This window comes from Streptomyces fodineus, assembly GCF_001735805.1.
GTDB lineage: Bacteria > Actinomycetota > Actinomycetes > Streptomycetales > Streptomycetaceae > Streptomyces > Streptomyces fodineus.
In genome coordinates this window covers 334468-346848 of record NZ_CP017248.1, presented here as the reverse complement: position 1 = coordinate 346848, position 12381 = coordinate 334468, and the positions used below count along the sequence as shown (strand labels likewise).

Sequence of the window (12381 nt, the reverse complement as noted above, 5' to 3'; positions counted from 1 at the left end):
TACTGGCACGCGGCTATCGCGCGAGAGGACGGTGCACCGTGGGACGACCTGCCGATCCCGCCCGGCGTGACCGCGTTCTGGCACAGGCCACCGACCATGTCCTCGCGGAGGGGCTGGCCGGGTTGAGTCTTCGTCCGCTGGCCGTGGCACTGGGTACCAGCCCGCGGATGCTGCTGTACGACTTCGGCAGCAAGCAGGAGTTGGTGACAGCGGTTCTCGCCGAGGCGCGCCGGCGCGGCGCTGAGCGCCTCGCGCACGGCCTGCCGCCGAGCGGCGCCACCGTCCAGGAGCGGCTGCGCGGGATCTGGACGTGGCTGAGTGCGCCCGAGCGCGCCCCGTTCGTCCGGCTGTTCTTCGAAGTCCACGCCGACCTGCTGGCCCACCCAGAGCACTACCCGGACCAGGCGGGGGCCGTCACCGACTGGTTCGGCCCACTGAGCACCGTCTTCGCCGACATCGCCACCGGGAACGACGACACCGCCACCCCCACCCTCGTCATGGCCGTCATGCGAGGCCTGCTGTTCGACCTGACCACCACCGGCGAACGCGAGCGCACCGATCTCGCCCTGGAACAGTTCGCCGCCCTCCTGCAGGCGCCCGCACCCTGAACTCTCGCCTGTCGGCTACCGGCCCCGCCGCAGCGGCCGGTTCCGAGACCAGGGCCCGCACCACCGACGGAACACCGGTTCGAGGACCGGACGCCGGGCAGGCGAGCCCAGATGGACCTGTGTCTGCCAGGGGTGCCTACGCCCCCGCGTGGACGTAGGCCGCCCAGATGTGCGGCCTGTCCGGGATGCGGCGTCGTAACTGGCGGACGGTGTCGTGCAGGGCGTGCGCGGCACCGGGGCTGTCGGGAGCAGTCGTACGGCGGTAGAAGTCCCGCGTCATGTGGTCCGCGTGCGTGCTGTCGATCTTCCACAGCGTGCCGACCGCCGCCGGGAAGCCTGCCAGCAGGAACGAGCTCGTGATGTGAATGGCCTCGTCCACGAGGCGTTCGGCGGTGCGCGCGGTGCCGCAGGCCGTGAGGAAGGCGAGCCGTGCCGAACGCGGGCGGACCCGGCAGATCTCCAGGACCGAGACCGTATCGCCGCCGGGCAGATGCAGCAGCGCGCCGGAGGGCTCCGCCGGGTCCGTTGCCGCGTGGCAGCCGAAATGGGCCCATGAGGCGTCGTGCAGCGCGGCGAGCACGGCCTCGCGGGTGGCGGCCGGGCCGATCAACGGCGCCTGTGCGCCGAGGAGTTCGGCCGCGTGGGCCGCTGCCGCCGCCACGCCGGGGAGATCGTCCTCGGGCGCGGCGACCAGCAGGGCGCTGCCGTGGTCGGCCGTGTCGCGCTGCCGGGCGCGTGCTCGTGCGTACGCAAGGGTCTGCAGGCCGGGCGCGTACGACGACACCACGGCGTCGAGGGCCGCACCGCAGCCGTCCGCGGCGCAGTCGGACGCCGTGCACTCGGCCGCGTGCAGCGGCAGGGCGCTGAACGGTCCGGTCGGCACCCACCAGATGCGCGGCCACGTGTCGTGGCGCGGGACGGGTTCCACCGCCCCGACGGACTCCAGGACCGGGTGCACGATCCTGTGCCAGGTCCACGCCAGCGTCTCACGGACCTCCTTGCCCGCGGCGACGAGTTGAAGCGGGGAGGGGCGGGACGTGCCCTGCGCGTTGATGGCGTCGACGGCGTCGCGCAGCCGGCGCGCCGCGTCGGTGATCTCCTCGGCCTCGGCCTCGAGGCGCAGGGCCGTGAACGACCGCTGGGTGATGACGAGGGCGTGGCAGTAGCGCTTGCCGTGGTTGAGGACGACGACGGGGCCTTCGGTCGCGAGCGCCTTGGACTCCTCTGCGGTCAGCGGCCGCAGGAAGCCCTCGAAGCCCGGCCGCGTACGGATGCGCCGTACGAGATCGTCCAGTTCTTTGGACGCGCGCAGGCCTGCGAGCCGGGTCCACTCGGCGGCCCCGGCGGCCGCCGACTCGGGCCGTGTGTCGATCCGGTCGGTCAACCGCTCGAATTCCTCGGCCAGTTCGGGGTGCGCGGCCTGCAGATCGCCGATGTCGGCGCGGGCCTCGATGCGGCGTGCCAGTAGCAGGCCCCGGCCGCGCTCCAGCAGTTCGGCGGTACGGACCACGTCGGGGCCCCGGACCGTGTGGTCCAGGATGGGGAGTCCATCGAGGTCGGGCATCTGTCCCGCCTCCAGAGCTCGCACGCCCCGATCCAGGATCTGCACCCGCTCGGCGATCTGCGAGGCGGACTCGCGCAGTTCGAGGGAGGAAAGGATCAGCTCGACGATCGACCTGATGTCGCCCTCGAAGGTCGACAGACCGTGCTCGGCGGACGTCTGGTCACTGCCCCGGTCGGTGATCTGAGCCATCGCCTCGACGGCCGCTTCGAGATGCGCCAGTGCCAGGTCGATCCGCGGCTCCCGGCGGCCGAGCGCGCCGGCCGCCGCGCCTATCTCGCCATGGGCGCGCATCCACACGGGAAGGGCGGGGTTGTGCCAGTCATCGGGGGCCGGGTGGCCGGCGAGGCGGGAACGGAGGGGGTCGAGGATGGCTGAGAGCGAGCCGAACAGGCCGCCGTCCGCCGCTGCCGGTTCGGGGGCGTCGTCCGTCCCGGAGACCTCGGGTCGGCGTGCGGGACCGGGGGCGTCTGAGGTGGACACTTCCGGGAGGCGGCCCCGGCCGATGAGGTCGACGACCGCGCTGATCATGCCGGCCATGTCCATCGGTGCCCCGTCCGGGCTCGCCTCTCTCAGGACGCCCTCCAGGTCCTGCGTCTCGGCGAGCAGCGCCCGCGACCGCTCCGGTTCGCTGGTGCGCAGGGCGGCGGCGCGCTGCATCAGGACCCTGGCGAGCGTCATCGTCACCATGGGCCGCATCGGATGTCCGATGGGGCAAGCCTCGAACGTCCTGCGGCACTGTTCGACGACCGTGTCGTCGAGGTCGGGCCGCGGGCCGCCCGGACCCACGGTTTCGACCAGGTCGGCGTAGGCGTCGCCCATCAGGTCGTACCAGGGCGGGTCCTGCCCGTCGCTCGCCCCGGCACGGGTGATCTCCCGCAACCGGTGGGCGATCCGCCGGGCTCGCTCCAACTGCGCGGGCTCATGGCCGAACAGGTAGTTCTGCAGGGCGTTGTGGAACTCCGTGCGCGCTGCCAGCACCTCCCGGTCGGTTGGGGTCACCCCCGCGCCTTCGTGAAGGGTCGCCTCTTCGGGAGTCAGCGGGGCGGGGCCGGGCGCCGAGGCGAGCAGAGCCGCCGCCTCACGCGCGCCTTCCGCGTCGAAGGAGCCCGCCGACAGGACGGTGAGGGCGTGGGCGAGTATCCGGTCGAACCCGCCGGGCGCGTCGCCGGAGTCGGCGCCGGCGTAGCGCAGCAGTTGTACGACCTCTTCGAGGACGGCGGGATCGGGCCGTTCCGCGACGCTGGCGGACAGGGCGCTGCCGAGGACTCCCGCCAGGTGCCGGCGCAGCTGCGGGTCGTCCTCGTCCGTGGCGTCGAGGAGTTCCCGGATGGTCGCGATGTCGGAGTCGAGGTGCTCGGGACTGTCGAGGCGGACATCGGCCATCCGGGACAACTGGGTGAGCGTCCGGCGGAGTTCGTCGGGCATGTCCTCCTCCCGCGTGACGTCCGCCGTGATGGCGAGGGCGGCGACCGGCAGCGCGGCCTCGAAGAGTCCGCGGCGCAGCAGGTTCGTCGCCGGGAAACCGGGCGGGGCGGCGGTGAGCGTCTCCTCGGTAAGCTCGCGGCACTCGACGTCCAGCAGTCCGGCGCGGGCGGGCGCGCTGGAGCGCAGGGCTTCGGCTCGCAGCCCGGTGAGGGCTGCCAGGACCGCGACGTGAGCATGCCGGTTCGGATGATCGGCCGGGAGGACGGCGAGGGCGGAGCGGTAGCGGCCGATGCGTTCGTCGGCGCTGTCGTCCGGCTCGAATCCGGCGGTCAGGGAGAGGACTTCGAGATCGAGGTCGATCGGTCGGCCCTCGCGGGCGGCACGCTCCCTTTCCCATACGGCGAAGCGACCGAGCAGCGGTGCGGCCCGTCCCAGGGCCTCCGGGTCGTCGCTCTCGCTCAACGACTCGAACTCCCGGTACGCGGCGAGCATCTCGCTGTGCTCGTCGCTCAAGGCGCCAGCGGAGGCGAGCAGTTCGGTCGCCTCCAAGGCCGCGTCGGCGTCGTCGCACGCCCGCGCGAGCGCGGCGAGCGCCCGGCCGAGGGCGACGGTGACCGCGGTACGTTCGGGGTGAGTGGCCGGGGTGTCGGCGAGGGCCGCCCGCAGCCGGCGTACACCGCACGCGACACGGCCCGCGTCCTGCTCGGCGACGCCCGCGTCGGCGATCACCGCGCCGACGCGCAGGTCGCGTTCACCGGGCCAGGTGACGGGCTGGGCGTCCAGCCTCCGCAGGAACCGCAGCCCGTCCGCGGTCTCCGGGGTGAGGGCGTCGTCCGGTACGGCCGCGACCAGCCGTTCGACCTGCGCGAGCCGGGGGGTGCCGAGCAGCCTGGCGGAGTCCACCACCGTGCGCAGACAGGCCGCGGCCGCCGCCCGCGCCCCGTCGGGGTCGAACAGGCCCGGCTCGGCGGCCAGCCGCATGCACACCTCCCGACCGTAGCGGGCGGCGGCGACCAGCCCGTCCGGGTCGGCCTCCGTCTGGAATCGACACATCCACAAGTCGTGTGCGTAGATGGCCAGTTCGACGAAACCCACGTGGTCGTCGGCGCGTACGGACCCGAGAGCGGCGTCCGACCAGGCGAGCGCGCGGTCGAGCGCCGCCGCCCGCTCTCGAGGTGCTCCGTTCACCGCGACGTCGGCATGCACCGAGCACACCAGGTGCGCGAACCGCGCCTCGTGGGACGGGTCGGCGGGGTCGAAGTTCTCCTTCAAGGATGCGGGGAGTCCGGCCTCCTCGGGCAGGCGCGGGCACAGGAAGCCGAAGGCGGCGACCCCGACCGCTATGTTCTGTGCGGCCTCCGGGTCCTCGGCGCCCTGGTGACGGCCCCAGAACGTCCAGAACACGGCCGCCACCGCTTCGAGATCGATCGAACCCTCGGGCGACGGTGCCGCCTCACCCAGCAAAGCCAGCGCGTCGGCCACCGCCTCCTGGTCACGCAGAAGCGCGGTATCGCCGGTGCTGTGCGCCGTGGTCAGGCGTTCGACCACCCGTTCCCGAAGCTCGGACATCGCCGCCTACATTAGTCTGATCGACTGTCAGTAAGCAGTGTTTATACAGGACTTCGAGGGAGGCCGGGGTGGCAGACGGGGCGAAGGCGCGCGGTGTGTACGAGGACGCCGTGGAATACCTGTGCCGCAATGTCGAGGAGCTGCGCCCGCTCGTCTCCTCCGCCGTCTGGGAGTCGGCCTTCCCGGTCGTACGAGACGCCGATCCGGCCGGTGCCGAGTGGCGGGACGCCGTACGCACGCTGCACGACGCGGTCGAGTCGGCCGGCGTCCCGAACGGGCTCGGACTGCCCGCCACCATGGGCGTCGGCGACTGGCCCGGCGCCCCGACCCCGCGGTCGGTGGGCTGGGTCTGCCCCACGAGCCGCTGCGCCCGGGTCGAACTGCGCGACGGGGCGGCGACCGTCACACCGGCCTGTGAGCTGGCCGGAGGGCCGATGCGCCTGGTGGACGGCTGACCGCGGTGGGCCTGCTCATCGAGCTGCAGAAGCGCATACCCGACGGCTGGTTCCTGCGGCGGCTGCTGCCCGCCGCGCTGTTCGTCGTCGTCGCGGTCGTCGGCGGCGGGGAGTTGGGCCATGCCCACTGGAACGACATCGCCCTCGCGCGCGAGCGGATCGCCGAGGCGCTGCGGACGGGCGGCGGATTGTCCGCGGACGCCGTCGCCTCGCTGGTGCTCGTCGCGGTGCCGGTGGTGGGGACCGCGTTCGCCGTCCCCTATGCGGCGGCCGCGATCGGCTCTCTTGCGTCCGGGGCCTGGCCGTGGTGGCTGATGTCAGTGGGCCGGCGGGTGACCAAGTGGCGGGTACGGCGCTGGGTCGAACCCGACGTGCTGGCCCGGCGGTCCGTGCGGGCCCGCGCCGACGGCCACGCGCTGCGCGCCGACCGGCTCGACGCGCGGGCCGCCCGGGCCAGGACGGGCGGGCGGCCGCAGTCACCGACCTGGTCCGGCGACCGCCTCCGCCGCACCGAGGAGAACGTCGCACGGGAGACCGGCGGCGACGTCGTCAGCGGCTGGACCACCCTCCTGCTCGGTGCGGCCGACCAGCCCCGCGCCGCGCTGGCCGAGGCCCGCGACGCCTATGACGCGGCCTGCGAGGCCCTCGCCTGGAGCGCGGCGTTCACGGTGCTCGGCGCCTGGTGGTGGCCCGCGGCCCCCTTCGGCATCCTCCTCGGCCTGGCCTCCTGGCGCTCGCTGCGTCATGCGGTGCAGGCGCTGTGCCGTACGACGGAGGCGGCGTTCGCGCTGCGCGAGACGGAGCAGCCGAGCGCGCAGCCATGAGCAGGACAGTGGAGGGTCCGACAGCGACGCCGCCCATGTGCACGGCTCCTCGTTGCGTGTTTCATGCCGGTACTACAGCCGGTCGTTCACGTGCCGGTGGTGGTGATCGGAGTCGTTGGCGGTGCATGGGGGTTGATGCTGCCCCGACCGGCCTCGCGGGAGAAACTGCGGGCGATGGTGTGCGGATGATGCAGAGCGACTGAGCCGTCGCCCTGCCCGCCCTCACGGCGTGATCGGTTCGCCGCAGACGCCGCCTTTGGAGACTGCTTCATGGAATTGGCCGGATCCATCTTCGGATGCCTGGATCGGTGACCGGCCCGCAACCGTGCTCTGAGTGAGTGCGCGCGGAGCCAGGCATGGCCCGACTGCCCAGGTGAGGGTGCTTTCGGCATCCTCACGCGGGCAGGATCGCCGGCAAGGCGCGACCTGTATCCCCGGCGCCTCCAAACCAGGCGTCCAACCGCGGCCGCATGTCCCGTGCTGGCCTGAACAGCTCGCTGGATAGGGAGAGTTGGGCGATCGGACGTGATCCGTTGTCAGTGGCGGCCGTCAGCATGTCAGTGATTGCGGGGAAGACACACGATCACTGGGGGAGGACCACATGCCGATTGTCCGGCCGTACGTGCGCTCCGACGGGACGCCAGTACGCGGACACTCCCGATGGGCGCCGGGCGCGCGCCGGGAGATGACCATCTTCGCTGTCTTCGGCCTGGCCGTGTTCGGCATCGGCCATGCCTCGACGGCGAAGGGAACGGACAGCGCGCCGCGCCGGCCGTCGGTGACCTATCCGATCCACTTCGACCACCACACCGGCAGCTTTTCAAGGGATGCCGTGCCGCGTCCGACCGTGTCGTACCCGATCAAGTTCGATGCCCCCGGGCCGAGGAAGTCGGCACCTCAGCCGACGGTGTCGTACCCGATCGACCTCTCCACGCTGGGGGCTGAGCGATGACCCGGCGCCCACCGGCCAAGCGACGAACCACGGGCCGCCGACGTGGTCAGAAGAACGCGCAGGCCGCCATACCGGCTGCCGCCGCAGGGGCCGTGATCGCGGTGATGGTGGTCCACTGGCTCCTCGCGCACTGGTGGCTGCTCCTGATAGCGGCTGTCCTCGTGGTCCTGGGCGGCTCCTGGTGGTGGCGGCAGCGCATGCAGCGCGCGGAGCAGGAACGGAACCGGGCACGGGCTCTGCGTTATCAACTGGCGCAGCTGGATGCACTGTCCCACCGCCAGTTCGAGCACGCGATCCGGGATCTGATGTACCGGGACGGCTGCGGCGATGCCCTCCAGGTCGGCGGGCGGGGCGACCTGGGAGCGGACGTGAAGGCCACCGATCCGCTGGGACGGCGCTGGGTGATCCAGTGCAAACACCGCCGCAACGGTGCCCAGGGCGCGCCGGTGGGCACCCCGGAGCTACAGGTGCTCAACGGCACAGGCCGCCCGGTCCACAAAGGCGATGTCGTGGTGATGGTGACCAACGGCAGGATTACCCAGCCCGGCCGGGTCTTCGCCCGGCAGCAGCGGCTGCACCTCGTCGACCGTCATGTACTGGCGTCGTGGGCCGCGAGTTCGAGGCCTTTGTGGGAACTGCTGCCCGCCCTCCCACCGCCTCACAGGCCGTCACAGCTCTCCTGAGCTCTGCTGCCGACCCCGTTGGCGCACCGTTCCTCGCCCTGCGCCTTGCTTGCTCCGGCTGTGTATGTGAGAGCAGTTGCGCACGTTGTCGCCACGTCCAAGGGTACGAGCTTGGCGGGCCGGTGCGTGCGCGGGACCGGCATGCTGCGGGGCGCGGTCTTCCTGTCGTGGCCGCTGCCTGAACAGAAGGATTGACCAGTTGATGAAGGGGGGCTTCCTGCGTGATTCTTTTGTACGCCTTCCGTGACCAGGACGGTGTCTGGCGGGGTGATCGAGACGCAGCGATTGCTGATCCGCAACCGTCTACCGGAACCTTGACCATGGCGAACGGGCCCGTGGAGGAGGCCGGTGTGTTCGCCGGGCAGACGTTGACCGTGTTGGTCGCCACGTGTGACCTGGAAGCCAGCCAGAGCGCCTGCCGACTCGACGATGGGCGTGAGGTGACGGCGTCCTGGCATGTTCACGAGCTACTTGCCCCTCCGTATCCGCCGGATCGCCGTAGTGTCGCACCCGCTCACATGACGTCACCGGGTGCAGAGACCGCTCCTCCCCGGGTCACGTTGGAGGTCGTCGAGGCCGGTCGCCGCTACTGCCTGGCCGTGGAGCCGGCGATCGAGGGCCGGGCGGAGGTGACGGTCCTGGTCTGTTCTGCCGACGGTGTCATTCAGGGGGAGCTGACGGGAGAGTTGCCTCTGGCCGATCTGGGCGCAATGGGACGGCTGATCACTGCGGCTGCCGCAGCATCCGCGGACTCGGCCGCCGCGACAGCGGCCTCTTCCACCGCCAGAGCGTCGCCGGCGGCTGGTGCGGCTGGTGCGGCGGACGGCGGTCGTGCGGTCCGCCCAGGCGCCGCGTGGACACCGGAGGATGAAGAGCGCCTGTGCCGACTGCATCAGTCGGGCAAGGAAGTCGCCGAACTCGCAGGCGAGTTGGGGCGATCCGAGAACGCGATCCGCTGGAAGCTCTACAGTCTCAAACTCGCGCCCTATCCAGCCGATCTGGTACCTGCGCCGAGGCATTCCGCCTCAGTGCAGGCACAGGCTGCTCAGCCCAAGGCGTACACCGTGGCGGAGAAACGGCAAAGCCATCCGCGGGCGTACGAGCGGTGGAGTCCCGAAGAGGACGAGAGGCTGGCCCGCATGCATGCGGACGAGGTGCCGGTGGCGGAGATGGCCCGCGAACTGGGCCGTAACGAGGGAGCCATCGCATCCCGACTGGAGAAGATCCTTCCGCCCTTCTGATGGGCAGTCCAACCAGGGCCCGGCTGTGAGTGGCGGACTTTGAGGAGGCAGACGGGAGAGTCGTCGGCGCTGGTGCTGCGGACAGCGGGAGGGGTGCTGGTGGCAGGGTGCGACGCGCTGTCCTTGTCATCAGCGTCGGGATGTGGGCGCCCATTCGGCTGTGGCACCTGGCTCGCACGGCGGGCTGTGTGTGCTTGCCCCACCGGCGAGTTCGCCGGCCGGTGCGAGGAGCATCGAGCGGAGGAGCGGGGGAGCGGGGGAGCGGGGGAGCGGGGGAGCCGGGGGGGTGAGGGAGCCGGGGGGGTGAGGGAGCCGGGGGGGTGAGGGAACGGGCGAGAGCGGCGCGTGTGACTTCGCGCGATAGATGGCCGGAGGCGGGCGGACAGGCGCAGGTCATCGCGTCGTGGCGTGTCGTAGCCGGCCATTTAGTCGACCGGTAGTTGGCCACCGGGCATGTCGAACGGCTGCTCCCGCCGGGCGCTTGTCTTCTCGCTCCGGAGCGGGCTTAGGACTCCTCACAAAAGTGGTGGGTTTGCCCTGGTCAGAGATTGGTGTCGTGGACGAGGCCGCCGGGTAGCGGGACGTGGTCAGCCGCGTAATCGCACGCGATAAACCCGGCGACGTCGGCGGTCATCCCCGGGATACTGGTCGCCCATGGATGAGGTCAAAGTCGTCGTCGCCCATTCCGAACGCGCGACCCTGCGCGTCGGCGACGTGTTCTTGAAGGTGGACGCCGATCAGGCGCGCATCGACGTCGAGGTCGAGGCGATGGCCCTGGCGCCGGTCCCGACCCCGGAGGTCCTGTGGTGTAAGCCGCCCGTGCTCGCGATGGCTGCACTACCGGGGACGACGCTCGGGCGCCTCGGCGGGCCGTCGACCGGATCGCCGGCGGCGTGGGCCACGGCGGGCGCCGTAATCCGAAAACTGCATGACGCGCCGTTGCCGGTCCGGGCCGGCCGGGCCGGGCGGAGCATCGTCGCGTTGGCGGCGGAACTCGACGACGAGTGCGAGTTGCTCGTGACGAACGGTGTCCTGCCCGCTGACCTGGTCATCCGCAACCGCCAGGTTGCCGAGGCCGCGCTCCGGCCGTGGACTCCGGCGTTCACGCACGGCGACCTGCAGATCGCGCACGTCTTTGTCGACGGCGGCGAGGTCACCGGCATCATCGACTGGTCCGAGGCGGGCCAGGGTGATGCCCTGTACGACCTCGCCACCTTCACGCTCGGACACGAGGAGCACCTCGACGACGTCATCGCCGGCTATGGCACCGACGTCGACCTCGACGTGATTCACGCGTGGTGGTCGTTGCGAAGCCTGCTGGCGGTCCGCTGGCTGATCGAGCACGGCTTCGACCCCTTCGCGCCGGGCTGTGAGGTCGACGTGCTGAGATCCCGGATGTGAGGCTGCGCGGGCTCGTCTGCTACGTGTGCGTTCTGACGCATCGAGTAGGGGATCCCCTGGGGCGATCGCCCGCCCTACGCTCAACAAAGTGCGGTGCGCAGTTGTCAGCAGATGACGGCGCAGCCGAGGGCGACGAACGCGTGGTGGATGTCGTCGCGGATCTCCCAGCGGATGCGCAGGCGGCGGAACCAGTGCAGCAGCGCGATCGCTCCTCCCACGACCCAGCGGTACACGCCCAGGCCGGAGCCGTGCCCGGTGTCCCGTCTGGGGTGCGGAGCCCGGCGGTCTGCGGCTGCGCCGTGTGGACGCGGGTGACCGGAAGCGTTGCCGCAGGCAGGCAGTGGCGGGCCCGAGGGCCCCGGCTGCGTGCCCGCCGGGTCGGTGTGTCAGAGCTTGGCGAGCCGGTCCACCAGCAGCTCCACCCTCGGCTCGGCGTCCTCGGGCAGCAGGCGGCCCGCACGGGTCAGGGTCGCAAGGCCGTGCAGGGCCGCCCAGAACACCTCGGTGAACAGCCCCGGGGGCACGCCGTCGCCGGCGACGTCGGCGAGAGTCTCCAGCAGGGCGGCGAAGGCGTCCTTCAGAGGCTCGGGGGTGTCCTCCTGCGCGTATGCCAGGCCGCCGTCGAGCTGGAACAAGGCGTCGTAGACCGCCGGGTTGCGTACGGCGAAGTCGAGGTAGGCGCGGGCCAGGGCGGCGACCCGGGCGCGCGGGCCGTCCGCGGCGGAGGTCGCGGCCCGCACCGCCGTGGCCATCTCGGTGGCGCCCTGAAGGGCGACGGCGCCGATGATCTCGCGCTTGCCGCGGAAGTGGCTGTAGAGGACGGGCTGACTGTATTCGATCCGCTCGGCGAGCCGGCGGGTGGTGACTGCGTCCCAGCCCTGCTGCTCGGCGAGTTCGCGGGCTGTCGCCACGATGAGGCGCTCGCGCTCCGCACGTTCGCGCTGCTTGCGTTCCTGTACCGACATGTATTGATTCTAGCATCGCTAGACAAGCGAGCGACAGCAGTACTAGCGTTGCCTCATCATCTAGCAACGCTAGTTCAGGAGGGATCGTCATGCTCAACGCACTCGAGGTCGTCACCACCGTCATCGTCGGCCTGATGGTGGGGGTGGAGGTCTCCGTCGCCTTCATCATGAACCGGATCCTGGACGCGCTTCCCGAGGACAGCGGCCAGCTCGGCCGCGCCCACGGCGGCCGGATGCTCGGCGCCCTGATGCCGTTCTGGTACATCGGCTCGCTCGTCCTCAGCGCGATCTGGGCCGTCGCCGGATGGCACCACCCCGGTGCCGGACTCGTCGCCACCGCCGCCGGACTGCTGATCGTCAGCGTGGTCATGTCGATGCTGCTGCTCGTCCCGATCAACAACCGGGGCAAGACCTGGACCCCCGAGAACCGGCCCGCCGACTGGAAGGAGCAGATGAACCGCTGGGACCGCTACCACTACGTCCGCGTCGCCGTCATCATCGCCGCCTTCGCCCTGCTCGCCACCGCCCTCGTCTGATACCACCGCTGCCGCGACATGCGCTGGTTCGCCCCTGTATCGACGGCTTTCGCCCCGTCGAGGTGAGCCCGAGAGGGCTCCGGATTACTGAGCTCTTTCAGTGTGGCCTCTGATCGGGTGACGGGTCGGTGTCCCACAACGCACGAGGCTCCCGTGCC

Annotated in this window: 10 protein-coding genes and 1 pseudogene; 8 read left to right on the top strand and 3 right to left on the bottom strand. The window is 71.3% G+C overall.

Annotation, left to right across the window (positions count from 1 at the left end; all coding sequences use genetic code 11):
* The first annotated feature begins 38 nt into the window (after window positions 1-38).
* Window positions 39-608 (top strand): TetR/AcrR family transcriptional regulator, encoded by a 570-nt coding sequence (locus tag BFF78_RS01510; RefSeq protein WP_069776585.1) that lies wholly within the window; start codon window positions 39-41, stop codon window positions 606-608.
* A gap of 136 nt (window positions 609-744) precedes the next feature.
* On the opposite strand, the gene BFF78_RS01505 is transcribed toward BFF78_RS01510, so the two are convergent.
* Window positions 745-5166 carry a CHAT domain-containing protein gene (locus BFF78_RS01505; protein ID WP_069776584.1) on the bottom strand — a complete coding sequence of 1474 codons (4422 nt, stop codon included), beginning with the start codon at window positions 5164-5166 and terminating at the stop codon, window positions 745-747.
* Between the two features lie 68 nt (window positions 5167-5234).
* Between BFF78_RS01505 and BFF78_RS01500 the strand changes: the two genes are divergently transcribed.
* From BFF78_RS01500 to BFF78_RS01475, 6 genes are all read left to right on the top strand, one after another.
* Window positions 5235-5621, top strand: a complete 387-nt coding sequence (locus BFF78_RS01500) for a hypothetical protein (protein WP_069776583.1) — start codon at window positions 5235-5237, stop codon at window positions 5619-5621.
* 5 nt (window positions 5622-5626) lie between these two features.
* The gene (locus BFF78_RS01495; protein WP_069776582.1) at window positions 5627-6445 is read left to right on the top strand and encodes a hypothetical protein; all 819 of its coding nucleotides are present in this window, start codon (window positions 5627-5629) and stop codon (window positions 6443-6445) included.
* 685 nt (window positions 6446-7130) lie between these two features.
* Window positions 7131-7397 (top strand): hypothetical protein, encoded by a 267-nt coding sequence (locus tag BFF78_RS01490; protein WP_227025666.1) that lies wholly within the window; start codon window positions 7131-7133, stop codon window positions 7395-7397.
* Window positions 7394-8080 (top strand): restriction endonuclease, encoded by a 687-nt coding sequence (locus BFF78_RS01485; RefSeq protein ID WP_069776580.1) that lies wholly within the window; start codon window positions 7394-7396, stop codon window positions 8078-8080. Before BFF78_RS01490 ends, BFF78_RS01485 begins: the two co-directional genes overlap by 4 nt.
* A gap of 221 nt (window positions 8081-8301) precedes the next feature.
* Entirely contained in the window at window positions 8302-9321 is a 1020-nt protein-coding gene (locus BFF78_RS45940) for a hypothetical protein (RefSeq protein ID WP_159032924.1), read from the top strand.
* 654 nt (window positions 9322-9975) lie between these two features.
* Window positions 9976-10722 (top strand): phosphotransferase family protein, encoded by a 747-nt coding sequence (locus BFF78_RS01475; protein ID WP_069776578.1) that lies wholly within the window; start codon window positions 9976-9978, stop codon window positions 10720-10722.
* A 104-nt stretch (window positions 10723-10826) separates the two neighbouring features.
* Here BFF78_RS01475 and BFF78_RS47715 read toward each other — a convergent pair.
* Both BFF78_RS47715 and BFF78_RS01465 read right to left on the bottom strand, forming a co-directional pair.
* Window positions 10827-10985: pseudogene (locus tag BFF78_RS47715) on the bottom strand (IS5/IS1182 family transposase); the annotation flags it as partial.
* Between the two features lie 123 nt (window positions 10986-11108).
* Window positions 11109-11687 carry a TetR/AcrR family transcriptional regulator gene (locus tag BFF78_RS01465; protein WP_069776577.1) on the bottom strand — a complete coding sequence of 193 codons (579 nt, stop codon included), beginning with the start codon at window positions 11685-11687 and terminating at the stop codon, window positions 11109-11111.
* Window positions 11688-11776: 89 nt separating this feature from the next.
* Here BFF78_RS01465 and BFF78_RS01460 point away from each other — a divergent pair, with 89 nt between their 5' ends.
* Window positions 11777-12223 (top strand): anthrone oxygenase family protein, encoded by a 447-nt coding sequence (locus tag BFF78_RS01460; protein WP_069776576.1) that lies wholly within the window; start codon window positions 11777-11779, stop codon window positions 12221-12223.
* The last annotated feature ends 158 nt before the right edge of the window (window positions 12224-12381 follow it).